The organism is Pseudomonas sp. SK2 (assembly GCF_016772395.1).
GTDB classification, from domain to species: domain Bacteria; phylum Pseudomonadota; class Gammaproteobacteria; order Pseudomonadales; family Pseudomonadaceae; genus Aquipseudomonas; species Aquipseudomonas taiwanensis.
The window spans coordinates 3056484-3070200 of the sequence record NZ_CP061944.1; the positions used below are offsets into that span (position 1 = coordinate 3056484).

Sequence of the window (13717 nt, forward strand, 5' to 3'; positions counted from 1 at the left end):
GCATGACAACGCCAAGTGACGCACCTTCCCGTCGACGCCTGCCCAGAGCTGCACGCGCCCGCCAGTTGCTGGAAACATCCTGGATGCTGATCGCCGAAGAGGGCACGGATGCTCTGACCCTAGGTCGCCTGGCCGAAGCGGCGGGCGTAACCAAGCCGGTGGTCTACGACCACTTCGGTACCCGCGAAGGCCTGCTGGCTGCACTGTACGAAGACTATGACGCTCGCCAAACCGCCCTCTTCGACGCCGCGATCGCGGCGGCTGAGTCCACCTTGCAGGATAAAGCGACTGCCTTCGCCAGCGCCTATGTCGATTGCGTGATGACCCAGGGGCGGGAGATTCAGGGTGTGCTGGCAGCCCTGAGCGGTTCACCGGAATTGGCCATGTTGAAACGTCAGTATCAAAAGGCCCTGATCACGAAGTGCCTCGGGATTTTTGCACCTTTCGCCCAGCCTGCTGGTATTTCCAACGCCTACCTCTGGGGAATGTTGGGGGCGGCCGATGCATTATCGGATGCAGCCGTGGCAGGAGACATCACTCAGGCCCAGGCGAAGGAAGAACTACGACAAACGCTACTGGGCGGCATTGAGCGCAACACGCCGCAGAGTAGGCGACCGACCGAGTAGGTGTCATGACGATGCGGGCCGGTAACCGTCTCCTGCCAATCAGCTTACTGCCCGAGGTGCCACTGCGTATGACCCAGTGGGCGGTGCTTGAGAGGGTGCTCTGCTCCCAGGAGTGATCTTTCTGCTACTGCGCCACCTTGCCGGGCAATCCCGTTCCCCTGACTCCATCGTTTTGCGCGTTCAGGCGATCAATCCCAGTGGCAGGCCTTTCAAGGTGGCGGTCGCCCGGGTCGAGCATTCCAGGAAGGACCCGAGCGCACCTAGCGGCAGATCACATCATCTGCAGCAAACCGTCGAACCGCACTAATCGCGCACGCTACATGAAACCAGGCATCGCCCCTGGTTTCAGCCGGCGTTGTGAATCAATGGCTTCAGGCCGCTGTCCTCGATCGCCGCGTCCGCTTGTGGCGAGGCCAGGTAGTCCAGTAGTGCCTGGGCCGCGGCATGGTGCGGGCTCTTGCTGACGATGGCGCCCGAATACATTGTCATTTTCTGCGCCTGGGCCGGGATCAGGCCAACGATGTCGATGCCCTTCACGGGCTTGAGTTCGCTCAGTTGTTGGAAACCGATCTGCGCTTGGCCACGGGCAACCACGGCCCCGACCGGCTCGGCAGGGATCATGTGGGCTTTGGCATCGAACGCTGTGCCCAATTGCATGCGCGGGAAAAGAGTCTTGGAAAGGTACACGCCGCTTGCACTGTCGGAATAGGCAACCGACTTGCTGTCGAGCAGAGCCGTACGCAAGCCCTGCAGGGTGCTGATGTCCGGCTTCGGTTCGCCTTTGCGCACAGCCATGGCAATGAAAGACTTGCCCAGGTCGACTCGGCTGGCCTTGTCCGCCTGGCCGTGGTCGACCAACTTATCGAGCGCCGATCCGACCATGAGCACGACGTCTGCCGGCTCGCCGCGAGCCAGTCGGTTCGGCACGGCTTGCGGGGTCTCGCCCATCGACGGAGCAGCCACGACGTTGAGCTTGACGCCGAATTTCTTTTCATACGCGGGGGCCACTTCGCGGATAGCGCCCATGATTCCGCCAGAACTGAGCACCGTCAGAGCCTCCCCCGAGGGCGCCGCGTCAGCCGCCGAGCAGGCGAACGTGGCCATCAACAGGACAGTGCAAGACAGCATCCGAAACATTGTGGGTTCTCCGCAAATTCATGAAAAACAGAACCTTACCGAAGTGCGGAGACAGCCATGGTTAATCAGTCGTTAAGAATGTTTCATATCCCAAGCCGTACGGGCGATGCGAACGTGAGTCGGCGCGCCGTCATCCTCGGCCACAGCGTTACCGATGCGCCGCCTGGACGGCGCTCGGTGCTCAGGGACATGCACAGGACGGCACTGGACCGACCCTGCTCTTCAGAAATGAACCTTGAGCAATGCGCTCAGCGCATTCTGGTCGGTTGCAAAGCCGTGACTGTCCTCGATCCCATACTTGTCCGACCAGTAATCCCACTCTACCCCCACGTAGAACTGCTTCGGGTTGTGCCCTAACGCCTTGCCAAGGTCGTACTTGATCTGCGGATTGAAGTGGAAACTCTTGGCTACATAGTCCGACGTGCCCTTGCGGCCAACGTCGTTCACATACCATTCCAGGTAACCATCGAACAGGATGTCCGACCGCCCCAACGGAAGGGTCATCGCCCAGGTCGGGTTGATCTGCCACTGCCCCGATGCCTTGCCGGTGATGCCGTCGGGCTTGCGATAGTAGGTGTTGAGCGAAAAGCGGTCGAATCCAGGCAGCAACAGGTCCACCGCTGGCCCCAACAGGTACCGGCGAATACGCCCCTCCCCGCGCTCGTAGGTGGCGGCAATCAGCACATCCTTGATCACGCCGTAACGCAGGTTCTGCCCGCTGACCTTGCCCAGCGACAAGCGCGGAGAAAACTCGCCATAGTAGGTATACCCATCACTGCCGGATAAACCGTTCGACCACTTGTTGTCGACGAACAGAAACACATCCCCCCAGCTCCAGCCGCTGGCATGTTCGAAGGTGACGGTCTGCTGGATGTCATTGCCGGTGCCATCGACCTTGTAGTTATGGCCGTAGAGATAACTGAGGCTGTTGTCGCTCCACATCAACGGGCCAGCCTGGGCGCTGGCGCTCGCCAGGGCGCAGACGGGCAGGAAGCTGTGGAAGAACCAGGCAAATGGGCTGAGTTTCATGGGCATCCCTTGGGTTGAGGTCGGTGAAATTCACCCGCAAGGGATAGGCGGACAGACCTCGTCTCTGGCCACGGAGCAAACCGTGGCGCCACCCCTGCCGGGTGTGCGGCGTGATGCCGCCAGAGCAATGTCCCATGCCATTTCCAGGCACTGACCGCTTCTACTCCCATGATCCCTAGCAGGGTACGTGCCAGCTGATCGAATACAGTAATACGCATGGATTGTGATCAATAAATCCGACAAATGAATACTCACCAGTCACGATATTGCGCACTCAAATAGCGCTGGCGCAGGCCTCGCTGCACCGTATCGATCCACTGCCCTGACCTCGCAACGCCCCGGCCAGGCTCCGCCAGCCCTGTTTCAGCGGTTCTCAGGAACTGGCACGCTTCTGGCTTCGTGTACGGTCGAGTAGAAGCGGTCAGTGCCGGTGGACGGCATGGGGCATTGCTCTTGCGCCTTTGATCAGGCGTACATCCGAGTGGATGTTTGCACGCGGCCAATCGGCCATGGGCAAGAGAACAATGTCAGCCGAGAACACTCACCCTGCTCCTGCCGCGTTGTTTCTCCACTCGGTCTTCTCGTTGAGGTGCCCACAGGCACCCTGCGGATTTCGAATCGAGGTGGAGAACAATCATGAAAAACCGCTTTGGCTTGACTCAACCGCTGCGCTCGCTGGCGGCAGCGCTCAGCGTGATGCTGGCGGGCACGTCCCTGGCCGTGGCCAACGACAAGGTCGTGCTGCTCACCTCCTGGTACGCCCAGGCCGAACAGGGTGGCTTCTACCAGGCCCTGGCCGAGGGTCTGTACGAGAAGGAAGGCCTGGATGTGACCATCCGCATGGGTGGCCCGCAGGTCAATGGCATGCAGTTGCTGGTCAGCAAACAGGCCGACTTCATCGTCAACTACGACCTGCAGATCCTCAAAAGCGTGGAACAAGGCCTCCCAGTGGTTGCGGTAGCCGCCCCCTTTCAGGGCGACCCACAGGGCCTGATGACCCACGCTGACATCCAAGGCCTCGACGCGCTGAAGAACAAGCAGGTGCTGGTGTCTACCTCCGGCCAGCAAACCTGGTGGCCGTGGCTCAAGGGCAAGTACCAGCTCCAGGACAACCAGGCGCGCCCCTATACCTTCAACCTGCAGCCGTTCCTCGCCGGCCCGGATACCACCCAGCAGGCCTACGCCAGCTCGGAGTTGTTCCAGGCAATCAAAGCCGGCCAGCAGCCGAATTTCTTCCTGTTCGCCGACGCAGGCTACCCACCCTACGGTTCCACCTTGGCCACCCGCCAGGACATCATCGATGAACATCCGCAGCGCGTCGCGGGGTTCGTCCGAGCCTCGCTCGAGGGCTGGAAGCGCTACCTGGAAAACCCCGCCGCCGGCAATGCGCTGATCAAGCGCGATAACCCCAACATGACTGACGAACTGCTGGCCTGGGGCCTCTCGACCCTCAAGCAACACCAATTGCTGACCCGCGGCGATGCCGCGACCCAAGGCATCGGCACCATGAGCGACGCCCGCTGGCAGGCCACCCGCGATTTCATGGTCGAGGCCGGCCTGCTCGGCGCCGCCGCACCGTGGCAGCAAGCCTACACAACTCGCTTCGTGGGCGACCTGAGGGTGCTGCCCGACGCGCCCCAGGCCGCTAGCCGCTGAACGAATAACGACAACTTCAAGCCGTGTGAGGAAACTGGATCATGTTGGTCACCAAACAACCTGTATTGCGTCGCTTCTGGTACGCCCTGCTGCCCCTGACCGCCCTGGACGACGGGCCAAAGCCGTTCACCCTGCTCGGTGAAGCCCTGGTCCTGTGGAAACGCCCCGACGGCACGCCGGTGGCGATGCGCGACCGTTGCTGCCACCGCACCGCCAAACTGTCCAAAGGCTTTGTCAGCGAGGCCGGCAACATCGCCTGCGGCTACCACGGCTGGGAATATGACTGCACCGGCGCCTGCGTGAAGATCCCGCAGAACCCGACCGGCGCGATTCCACCCGGTGCGGCGGTCGAGACCTTCCACTGCCAGGCGCGATACGGTTATGCCTGGGTGGCACTGGACGATCCGCTGCAGCCGATCCCCGACTTCCCCGAGGACGGTGCCCCTGGCTATCGCCGAATCTTCCAATTCTACGAAGAGTGGAAAACCAGCCCGCTGCGGGTCATGGAAAACTCTTTCGACAATTCGCACTTCTCCTTCGTGCACAAGGCCAACTTCGGCCTGTTCGACCAACCGCAACCGGCCAGCTACGAATTTCGCGAGACCGACTACGGCTTCGAGGCCGAAACACGCGTCCCGATTCGCAACCCAGAAGAAAGCTTCGCCATCACCGGAACCCGTGCGCCGATCACCGAGCGCCATCTGATCAACCGTTACTACCTGCCGTTCTCGCGCCGCTTCGGCTGCATGTACCCCGATAGCGGCATTCACCACATCATCTACAACTGCGCCACACCCATCGACGATGGCCGCCTGATGCTCGTGCAATGGCTGTACCGCAACGACAGCGAAGAACAGTGCTCGACCCAGGCGCTCATCGACTGGGATGCGGCGATCACCGCCGAGGACCGCGACATCCTCGAAGCCACCGACCCCGACGCCTGTGTCGATACCCGTCGGCGCGTCGAGCTGCACATGCCCTCGGACAAGCCTGGCCTGGTGATCCGCCGGCAACTGCTGGGGCTGCTCGAAGCCCATGGCGAAAGCGAAGTGTTCGCTAGCCACTGACTACCTGTTCGACGCCCCGGTGCGCCGGGGCATACGCAACCGCTCAATGTCCCACGGGAGAGCGCCATGTTGATGCAGACCTTATCCGAAGCCAACGCCCGGCTGCAGGCCCCCATCGGTGCCGACGCCGTGAGCGCCGACACCCCGCTGTTCGCCAATCAGGTCGAGAAGACCTACAGCAATGGCACCCATGCCCTGAGCCGAGTCAAGCTGGCGATCCAGCGCGGCGAGTTCGTGTCGTTGCTGGGCCCCTCAGGCTGCGGCAAAAGCACCTTGTTGAAGATGTTCGCCGGACTGGAACAGCCCTCCGCCGGCCACGTGCGCTGGTGGGGCAAAGAGGCCCCCGGCAGCGACAGCCGCGGCACTGGCCGCCGCCTGGCAATGGTGTTCCAGGAAGCGACCTTGATGCCCTGGGCCAAGGTGCAGGACAACGTGCGCCTGCCCCTGGACCTGGCCGGCGTGCCGCGGGCCGACAGCCAGGCCAAGGTGCAGGCCGCACTTGAACGGGTAGGCCTGGGCGCGTTCGGCGAGGTTTATCCGCGGGAACTCTCAGGCGGCATGCAGATGCGCGCATCGATCGCCCGGGCGCTGGCCACCGAACCCAACCTGCTGCTGATGGACGAGCCGTTCGGCGCCCTGGACGAGTTCACCCGCAACAAGCTCGACAGCGACCTGCGCCAACTCTGGGCCGAGCGCGACCTGACGGTGGTGTTCGTCACCCACAGCATCTTCGAGGCGGTGTACCTGTCGTCGCGTGTCGTGGTGATGGGCGCCCGCCCCGGTCGGGTGATCGCCGATGTCGCCATCGACGGGCCACGGGAGCGCGACGAAGCCTACCGCACTTCCCCCGCCTTCATCGCCCAGTGTGCCCACCTGTCCCAGCTGCTGGCCAAGGCCAACGGCGAGCCTTCCTGAGAGCCCCGACATGAGCCGAACCTCTACGCCCTGGCTACACAACCCAGCCCTGTTGCGCATCGCCTCACCATTGGTGGTCGGCGCCGCGTTGCTCGCACTCTGGCAACTGGCGTGCATCACCTGGCAGGTACCGGTGTACCTGGTGCCCTCACCCGCCGATATTGGTCGCACGCTGATCGCCGACGGCCCGATGCTGCTGGGTGCACTGTGGATGACCTTGAAGATCACCTTCCTGTCGTTTGCCCTCGCGGTGGTCATCGGCACCCTGGCAGCCTTCCTGTTCGTGCAGAGCCGCGTCGTGGAAGCCAGCCTGTTCCCCTACGCCATCCTGCTGCAGGTCACGCCAGTGGTTGCCATCGCACCACTGATCATCATCTGGTGCAGCGACACCACCCTGGCACTGGTGATCTGCGCCACGTTGGTCGCGGTGTTTCCGATCATCGCTAACACGGTCCTGGGACTGCGCAGCGTCAACCCGGGGCTGCTGAACCTGTTTCGGCTCAATCGCGCCAGCCGCTGGCAGGTGCTGCTGCGTCTGCGTATTCCCAGCGCGTTGCCATGCTTCTTCGCCGGCTTGCGGATTGCCAGCGGGCTGGCGTTGATCGGTGCAGTGGTGGCCGAATTCGTTGCCGGCACAGGGGGGACGGGCGCCGGGCTGGCGTACCAGATCCTGCAAGCGGGCTTTCAGCTGAACATCCCGCGGCTGTTCGCCGCCTTGGTGTTGATCGCGCTGACCGGCGTCGCGCTGTTCAGCCTGATGGCCGTGCTGGCTCGCCTGAGCCTTCGCCATTGGCACGAAAGTGAATTGGGCTAAGCCTATGGAGACCCACATGAAGCATTCAGACAGCTGGCTGATCCGCAACGCCAGCGCCATTCTCACCGGCCTGCGTGGCGTGCCAGCGCGTCATGCCGGGCCGGACATCCGCATCAGCCAAGGGCGTATCGCAGCCATTGGCACACTGCGGCCGGAGACAGGCGAACCCGTGCTCGACGCTACCGATTGCGTCGTCTATCCCGGCTGGGTGAATACCCACCACCACCTGTTCCAGTCGCTGCTCAAGGGTATTCCGGCAGGGATCGACCAAAGCCTTGGGGCGTGGTTGGGCGCGGTCCCGTATCGCTACCGCGGGCTGTTCGATGAGCACAGCTTCCGCCTGGCCGCACGTATCGGCCTGGTTGAACTGGCTCGCTCCGGCTGCAGTACGGTTGCCGACCACCATTACCTTTACCTGCCAGGCATGGGCTTCGATAGCGCACAGATCCTGTTCGAGGAAGCACAGCAGCTTGGCCTGCGCTTCGTGCTGTGCCGCGGCGGCGCGACCCAGGTGCGCCAGGCCGAAGGCCCGGCAAGTGCGGGGCCGGAGACCCTGGAGCAGTACCTGGATGACGTCGAGCGGTTGGTACGCACCTACCACGACCACGCCGCCGACGCCTGGCGCCGGGTCGTAATGGCGCCCACCAGCCCACCTTATTCGATGCCACCCGAGCACCTGCGTGAAACCGCCCGCGCCGCCCGCAAGCTGGGCATCCGCCTGCACAGTCACTTGAGCGAAACGGTGGAGTACCAGAACGAAGTCCAGCGTCGCCATCAGCTCTCACCGGTTGCCTTCTGCGCAGAACACGAATGGCTGGGGCCGGATGTGTGGTTCGCCCACCTGGTCAAGCTCAGCGCCGAGGAAATCCGGCTGTTGGGCGCGACCGGAACCGGCGTTGCCCATTGCCCCCAGAGCAACGGCCGGCTGGGCAGCGGCATTGCCGACATCGTCGCCATGGAAGCTGCTGGCATGGCGATCTCGATCGGTGTGGACGGGGCGGCCTCCAACGAAGCCTGCGACATGATCAGCGAAACCCACGCCGCCTGGCTTATGCAGCGGGCCAAGGGCGGCGAGCGGGCCTTGCCTGGTTACGCGGGCGGCACGCTGGAGGGGGGTGCCCATGTCGCCTGTGTGGAAGACGTGGTGCGCTGGGGCACGGCCGGCGGCGCCCAGGTGTTGGGGCTGGATGCGCTGGGCACGCTGGAAGTCGGCATGGCGGCGGACCTCGCCTTGTACCGGCTCGACCAGCCACGCTACTTTGGCTTGCATGACCTCGGAATCGCGCCAGTGGTCGGCGGCGGGCGACCGACGTTGCGGGCGTTGCTGGTCGGCGGCCAGCTGCGGGTGGAGAACGACGCCATCCCTGGCCTGGACCTTGCCGAACTGGGCTGCCAGGCCCGCGAGGCCGTGGTGCGCCTGCAACGGGCGGCGGGAGTACGCGCATGAACTGGACGTCCCTGCAAGTACGTGCCTTGCGCCTGGAAGCCGACGATGTGCTGGGTGTCGAACTGGGCACACCGGGCGGCGGCGCCCTGCCCTTCAGTTGGGCCGCCGGCGCCCACGTCGACCTGCGCCTGGGCAACGGCGTGGTGCGCCAATACTCCGTGGCCAGCCTGCCCGATGAGGGGCATCTGTACCTGGGCATCAAGCGTGAACCCACTTCACGGGGCGGTTCGAAATGGCTGCATGAGCACCTGCGCCTGGGTGCAAGAATAGAGGTAAGCGCGCCGCGCAACCTGTTTTCCCTGCAACCTGGCAACGGCCCGGTGACGCTGCTGGCGGCGGGCATCGGCATCACGCCGCTGCTGCCCATGTACCGGCAATGCCAGGCACAGGGGCGTGCGGTGCGGCTGCTGTATTTCACCCGGCACTTGCACCAGGCGCCCCTTGTCCAGCACCTGGGTCCGCACGTCGAGGTGTTCAGAGGCTTGCGCGCGGCGCAGATCCGTGACTGCCTGCATGAGCAACTGCCCGACTGGCAACATCAAGCCAGCGTGTACTGCTGCGGGCCTGCGGGGTTCATGGAAAGCGTCGAGCAGATCGCCCTGGCTCGCGGCTGGCCGGCTTCGGCGCTGCACCGCGAGCACTTCAGGCCGGCTGAGCCACTCGATCAAGCCGGCGCCAGCAGTGTGCTGGTTCTGCAGCGCAGTGGGCGTGAAGTCCAAGTGCACGCGGGCGAAAGCCTGGTCCAGGCTGCCGCGAGAGTTGGGGTGGCGCTGCCCATCTCATGCGGCATGGGTATTTGCGGTGCTTGCGTGTGCCGGGTCATCGAGGGCGAACCGCAACACCGTGACGAATGCCTCAGCGAGGCACAGCGCAACAGCGGTGAATGGATCGCGCCATGTGTCTCGGTCGCGCGGGGTCCGCACCTGGTGCTGGACGCCTGAGGCCGGGCAACCAGTGCCCGATAACCTGACATCCAACGGGTTGGCGAGGTTACAGGGGCGGGCGCACCCGCAATGCTCGATCGCCAACCCTGCCAGGCTTAAGCTTGGCAGCGATGCAGCTCAAGCGCCTCCACGAAAACAGCTGACACCCCAGGCGGTGATCTTGAAAGGCAGGTGATAGTGCGCCTGCGCCTCGCCGATGCCGAAGCGATACACCAACTCGTCCAGGAAGGGTATGGCGGGCAATTCGGTGCCGAGCTGGCGATAGAACTGCGCCACCTGCAGGCGCAGTTCGTAGACGCCGACGCCAAATCGCTCGTTCAGCGCAGCCAGAGCCGGCCACTGGCCGCGGGCGTCGATAATGCCTTCGGCAAACGCCGCCTCGCCAACTGCCCCGATGCTCACCCGCAGCCCATGCGCGGCGCGCCCGCTGGCGATGTCGACGACATGCACGGAAACGCCGCCGTTCATGACCAGAACCCTTGGTGAGCTCGCGCCGCCTCATCCTCCAGCACTGGCCCATGCACCTTCACGATGCGCTGACCACGGGCGAACACTTCGCGGCATGGCAACGAGAACGTAGGGTTTTCCGGGTGGGCGCCGGTCAAACCCAGCAGGGCATGCTCCGACAACGCATAGACTACCCTGCCGATACCGGTCCAATACACCGCCCCGGCGCACATGCAGCAGGGCTCGGCGCTGGTGTATAGCGTGCAGGACGCGAGTTGCTCAGGTGTCAGCAGCTTGGCTGCCTGCGCGGCCGCCACGAGCTCGGCATGCTGGGTCGGATCGCCCTCGGGGGGCATGGAATTGTTGCCAGCGCTGGCGATGATGCGGCCCTGGGCATCGGCGACGAGTGCGGCGAATGGATGTCGGCCATCCCTGCGCGATTGCTCGGACAGGCTGATCGACTGGCGCAGCAGGTCAAGGTCCAGCTCGGACAGGTCGGTGGCATGGGGGGTGGACAGCGTCATGGCGGTTGCTCCCTGAGAGGCAGTTGAAAGCGCGCCGACGGGCGCGCGTGAAGAAAGGCTCACTTGGCCAGTTTGGAGTCGATGGCGTCCTGAGTGCTTGTCTCGGCTTCACGATTGAGCAGCAGGTTGAGCACAATGGCACTGACTGCGGCGAGGAAGATGCCGCTCTCCAGCACCAGTTTCAGCGGACCGCTGACATGCTCGAACAGCGCCGGCATTGACATCGGCAATACGCCAATGCTGACCGATACCGCCACCACCAGGCCGTTGCGAGTCCCCTCGAAGCGCACCCGCGACAGTTCCTGGATCCCCGCCACGGTGGTCATGCCAAACATCACGATGGCGCAGCCACCGAGCACGGGTGTCGGCACGCTGGCGATCAGAGCACCCAGCTTGGGAAACAGCCCCATCAACACCATGATGGCGCCTGCGGCAGCGACCACGTAACGGCTCTTGACGCCAGAAAGTGCAATCAGGCCAGTGTTCTGGGTAAACGCGTTGTAGGGGAAGCTGTTGAACAACCCGCCCAGCATGGTCGACAAACCATCGGCACGAAACGCGTTGCCCAGGGTTCGCGGGTCGGCAGGCTTGCCGGTCAGCTTGCCGATGGCCAGGCAGTTACCGGTGGTCTCGGCCATGATCACCAGCATGGCCAGGAACATGATCAGCACCGGCGTCAACGAGAACTGCGGAACACCGAACGCCATTGGCGCACTGAGCTCGAACCACGCCGCCGCCCCCACCCGGCTGAAGTCGGTCATGCCGCATGCCGCCGCCGCCAAGCTGCCGACGATCAGCCCCAGCAGCACGCTGAGATTGCCGATGAAACCGCGAAAGCGGGCATGGATCACCAGGGTTATCGCCACCGTCGCCAGGCCCAGCAACAAGTTGGCCGGTGCGCCGAAATCCGGGGCACCTGGCTGACCTCCCCCGAGCCAGATCGCTGCCGCAGGCATCAGCGAGATGCCAATGACCGTGATGAGGCTGCCGATCACCACCGGCGGGAAGAAACGCAGCAGGCGGCTGAACAGCGGTGCTATGGCCATCGTGAGTGCACCGGCGGCGATCACCGCACCGAACACATGGGGTAGACCGAATTCCTTACCGATCATGATCATCGGTGCCAAGGCGATGAACGAGCAGCCCTGGATCAGCGGCAAGCGGGCACCGAAGCACCTCAGGCCGAGGGTCTGGAGCAAGGTCGCGATTCCCGAGGTGAGTAGGTTGGCATTGATCAACGTGACCACCTGGGCATGGCTCAGTCCCAGGGCGCTACCGAGAATCAATGGTACGGCGACGGCACCGGCGTACATCACCAGCACATGCTGCAGGCCGAAGGTGAACAGCTCCCGTGGAGGCAGTACTTCGTCCACGGGGTGGATCAGAGATTGGCTCATGTTGTGACGCTCCTGAAGTGCGGCTCTTTTTATTGTTGAAGGCGCCCGGAGTGACATGCAGCACAGGAAAGCATGGGCAGCTGTCGCCGATGTCGACGGGGAGCATCCTGTTAATTCAACGATGGAGCAAATGATTAACCATCGCTAATATCGATGGTTGGACCGTTTGGGAAGGATCAGGCGATGCGCTTTTCACTGGAACAACTTCAGGTGTTCGTCAGCGCCGTGCAGGCAGGCTCATTTTCTGCCGCGGCGCGGCGACTGGGGCGCACGCAATCGACGGTCAGTGCGGCGATCAGCAACCTGGAAACCGACCTTGGCGTGCAGCTGTTCGACCGCTCCAGCCGCATTCCTGGTCTGACACCCGCCGGCCACAAGCTGCTGCTGCGGGCCGAAGGCATCCTCGAACGCTGCTATGCCCTGGAGGGCAGCGCCGACAGCCTGGCCGGCCAGGTCGAAGCGGCACTGACATTAGCCATCGAAGTCCCGTATGGCCCACTGATACCGCCGTTCAAGGGCTTCGACGCAGCGTTCCCCTTCGTCGATCTGCTGATCCGCCACCCGCTGCACGGCGATGTCAGCGAGATGATCCTCACCGGCGAAGCTGACCTTGGGGTGACATTCGCCCAGCCCGACTACCCGCCTGAGCTTGCCTTCCAGCAGTTGGGCAAGCTAATCATGACCCACGTCTGCCATCACCAGTTCGCCCTGGCGCGACAATCACCGGTCAGTTTCGCCGACCTCAACGCCCATCGCCGGCTGGCCTTCTTTGCCCATGCCGACAAACTGCCCAGCAGCGAGTATCTGCGTGCGGGCCAGCTATGGCGTGCGGAGAGCTACCTGGCACTGGTCGAGATGGTCTGCGCAGGGCTGGGCTGGGCGACCCTGCCGCGCCTGCTGGTGCAGCGCGAATTGGAGAGCGGCCAATTGGTGGAGTTGCAACTGGAAGCCTACCCACACACCGACTGGCTGGTGGGGGTGGACCTGCTGTGGCATCGCAGCCGCCAAGCGGGGCCGGCGGCGAGCTACCTGCGCGACCGCCTGCAGCACAGCAAGGTGTTCGAGCTGGATCGACTTGGGCGGGCAACGACTTTATAGAAGCGTGTCCGTGGGGTGGCGGCGGAAATCGCCTGCCGCTGAAGGCCAGGCGCTCAGTGCCCGCAACAGCGTCTGCACGAGCTGAGGTGAAGCCCCGATACGTCCCGCAACCGGGTATGCCACCTGGAGAACGCTGTCGCGTGGAGAACCTGGAACGGGGGCAACGGTTCATCTACGGGCACGACGCTGCTGGCGAACGGTCTATCCACTGCGCCGCTCGCCCGCGCAGGCGTGAGGCTTGATCATCAAGGTGAAACTGCCGGTCAACTTGGCACGCAGTTCCTTGGGCATGAAATAGGCGAAGTGGACGAGCCAGGTGCCATCACCCAGCAGATATGATTCTCCCCGGTAGTGTTGGACTTGTGATTCGCTGATGTCGATCAAGGTCGCAACTTCCTGGTTGGTGGGCTCGTTGAGCATGGTTGAAGCTCCTCCTCTGACTCACGCTGATGGCCCTGCATGAACAGCTGAGTGTCATACCTTCGTATTCGTTCAAAGGTTTTAGGCTCTGTGCGAAAAGCCCTGATACCGGGTGATGCTGCGTTGAACCAGCCTCGGAATGCTCATTTACAACCCGTAAAGGGGTTGCAACAAAAAAGCCAGGGCAAATCGCCCT

14 protein-coding genes are annotated in these 13717 nt (G+C 63.4%); 8 read left to right on the top strand and 6 right to left on the bottom strand.

Annotation, left to right across the window (positions count from 1 at the left end; all coding sequences use genetic code 11):
* Positions 1–2 precede the first annotated feature (2 nt).
* A complete protein-coding gene (locus IF103_RS13595) occupies positions 3–626 on the top strand; it encodes a TetR/AcrR family transcriptional regulator (RefSeq protein ID WP_027906716.1) in 624 nt (207 codons plus the stop codon).
* A gap of 345 nt (positions 627–971) precedes the next feature.
* Here the strand turns inward: IF103_RS13595 and IF103_RS13600 are convergent, their stop codons facing one another.
* Positions 972–1763 carry a substrate-binding domain-containing protein gene (locus tag IF103_RS13600; RefSeq protein ID WP_023380923.1) on the bottom strand — a complete coding sequence of 264 codons (792 nt, stop codon included), beginning with the start codon at positions 1761–1763 and terminating at the stop codon, positions 972–974.
* A gap of 222 nt (positions 1764–1985) precedes the next feature.
* Positions 1986–2792: an outer membrane protein OmpK gene (locus IF103_RS13605; protein ID WP_023380924.1), complete on the bottom strand. Its 807-nt coding sequence runs from the start codon at positions 2790–2792 to the stop codon at positions 1986–1988.
* Between the two features lie 636 nt (positions 2793–3428).
* On the opposite strand from IF103_RS13605, the gene IF103_RS13610 reads away from it, so the two are divergent.
* From IF103_RS13610 to IF103_RS13635, 6 genes are all read left to right on the top strand, one after another.
* Positions 3429–4448 carry an ABC transporter substrate-binding protein gene (locus tag IF103_RS13610; RefSeq protein WP_104881647.1) on the top strand — a complete coding sequence of 340 codons (1020 nt, stop codon included), beginning with the start codon at positions 3429–3431 and terminating at the stop codon, positions 4446–4448.
* A 41-nt stretch (positions 4449–4489) separates the two neighbouring features.
* Entirely contained in the window at positions 4490–5515 is a 1026-nt protein-coding gene (locus tag IF103_RS13615; protein WP_023380926.1) for an aromatic ring-hydroxylating dioxygenase subunit alpha, read from the top strand.
* Between the two features lie 66 nt (positions 5516–5581).
* Entirely contained in the window at positions 5582–6430 is an 849-nt protein-coding gene (locus IF103_RS13620) for an ABC transporter ATP-binding protein (RefSeq protein WP_202675400.1), read from the top strand.
* Between the two features lie 10 nt (positions 6431–6440).
* Positions 6441–7244 carry an ABC transporter permease gene (locus tag IF103_RS13625; protein ID WP_202675401.1) on the top strand — a complete coding sequence of 268 codons (804 nt, stop codon included), beginning with the start codon at positions 6441–6443 and terminating at the stop codon, positions 7242–7244.
* A gap of 16 nt (positions 7245–7260) precedes the next feature.
* Positions 7261–8691, top strand: a complete 1431-nt coding sequence (locus tag IF103_RS13630) for an amidohydrolase family protein (RefSeq protein ID WP_023380929.1) — start codon at positions 7261–7263, stop codon at positions 8689–8691.
* Positions 8688–9632, top strand: coding sequence for a PDR/VanB family oxidoreductase (locus tag IF103_RS13635; protein ID WP_104881646.1), 945 nt, complete (start codon positions 8688–8690; stop codon positions 9630–9632). The genes IF103_RS13630 and IF103_RS13635 overlap by 4 nt, the downstream gene beginning before the upstream one ends.
* A 120-nt stretch (positions 9633–9752) precedes the next feature.
* Here IF103_RS13635 and IF103_RS13640 read toward each other — a convergent pair whose 3' ends face one another.
* Genes IF103_RS13640 through IF103_RS13650 form a run of 3 tightly spaced genes read right to left on the bottom strand, consistent with a single transcriptional unit; the run spans position 9753 to position 12003 of the window.
* Entirely contained in the window at positions 9753–10103 is a 351-nt protein-coding gene (locus IF103_RS13640; RefSeq protein WP_104881645.1) for a hydroxyisourate hydrolase, read from the bottom strand.
* The gene (locus IF103_RS13645) at positions 10100–10606 is read right to left on the bottom strand and encodes a nucleoside deaminase (protein ID WP_023380932.1); all 507 of its coding nucleotides are present in this window, start codon (positions 10604–10606) and stop codon (positions 10100–10102) included. Before IF103_RS13645 ends, IF103_RS13640 begins: the two co-directional genes overlap by 4 nt.
* 59 nt (positions 10607–10665) lie before the next feature.
* A complete protein-coding gene (locus IF103_RS13650) occupies positions 10666–12003 on the bottom strand; it encodes a nucleobase:cation symporter-2 family protein (protein ID WP_104881644.1) in 1338 nt (445 codons plus the stop codon).
* 183 nt (positions 12004–12186) lie between these two features.
* On the opposite strand from IF103_RS13650, the gene IF103_RS13655 reads away from it, so the two are divergent.
* Positions 12187–13101 carry a LysR family transcriptional regulator gene (locus tag IF103_RS13655; RefSeq protein WP_104881643.1) on the top strand — a complete coding sequence of 305 codons (915 nt, stop codon included), beginning with the start codon at positions 12187–12189 and terminating at the stop codon, positions 13099–13101.
* Between the two features lie 201 nt (positions 13102–13302).
* On the opposite strand, the gene IF103_RS13660 is transcribed toward IF103_RS13655, so the two are convergent.
* A complete protein-coding gene (locus IF103_RS13660) occupies positions 13303–13521 on the bottom strand; it encodes a hypothetical protein (protein ID WP_104883610.1) in 219 nt (72 codons plus the stop codon).
* Between the last annotated feature and the right edge of the window lie 196 nt (positions 13522–13717).

What these genes read in the sequence shown, in the direction of transcription:
- IF103_RS13595 (WP_027906716.1), top strand. Translation starts at nt 3, where the DNA reads ATGACAACGCCAAGTGACGCACCTTCCCGTCGACGCCTGCCCAGAGCT.
- IF103_RS13600 (WP_023380923.1), bottom strand. Translation starts at nt 1,763, where the DNA reads ATGTTTCGGATGCTGTCTTGCACTGTCCTGTTGATGGCCACGTTCGCC.
- IF103_RS13605 (WP_023380924.1), bottom strand. Translation starts at nt 2,792, where the DNA reads ATGAAACTCAGCCCATTTGCCTGGTTCTTCCACAGCTTCCTGCCCGTC.
- IF103_RS13610 (WP_104881647.1), top strand. Translation starts at nt 3,429, where the DNA reads ATGAAAAACCGCTTTGGCTTGACTCAACCGCTGCGCTCGCTGGCGGCA.
- IF103_RS13615 (WP_023380926.1), top strand. Translation starts at nt 4,490, where the DNA reads ATGTTGGTCACCAAACAACCTGTATTGCGTCGCTTCTGGTACGCCCTG.
- IF103_RS13620 (WP_202675400.1), top strand. Translation starts at nt 5,582, where the DNA reads ATGTTGATGCAGACCTTATCCGAAGCCAACGCCCGGCTGCAGGCCCCC.
- IF103_RS13625 (WP_202675401.1), top strand. Translation starts at nt 6,441, where the DNA reads ATGAGCCGAACCTCTACGCCCTGGCTACACAACCCAGCCCTGTTGCGC.
- IF103_RS13630 (WP_023380929.1), top strand. Translation starts at nt 7,261, where the DNA reads ATGAAGCATTCAGACAGCTGGCTGATCCGCAACGCCAGCGCCATTCTC.
- IF103_RS13635 (WP_104881646.1), top strand. Translation starts at nt 8,688, where the DNA reads ATGAACTGGACGTCCCTGCAAGTACGTGCCTTGCGCCTGGAAGCCGAC.
- IF103_RS13640 (WP_104881645.1), bottom strand. Translation starts at nt 10,103, where the DNA reads ATGAACGGCGGCGTTTCCGTGCATGTCGTCGACATCGCCAGCGGGCGC.
- IF103_RS13645 (WP_023380932.1), bottom strand. Translation starts at nt 10,606, where the DNA reads ATGACGCTGTCCACCCCCCATGCCACCGACCTGTCCGAGCTGGACCTT.
- IF103_RS13650 (WP_104881644.1), bottom strand. Translation starts at nt 12,003, where the DNA reads ATGAGCCAATCTCTGATCCACCCCGTGGACGAAGTACTGCCTCCACGG.
- IF103_RS13655 (WP_104881643.1), top strand. Translation starts at nt 12,187, where the DNA reads ATGCGCTTTTCACTGGAACAACTTCAGGTGTTCGTCAGCGCCGTGCAG.
- IF103_RS13660 (WP_104883610.1), bottom strand. Translation starts at nt 13,521, where the DNA reads ATGCTCAACGAGCCCACCAACCAGGAAGTTGCGACCTTGATCGACATC.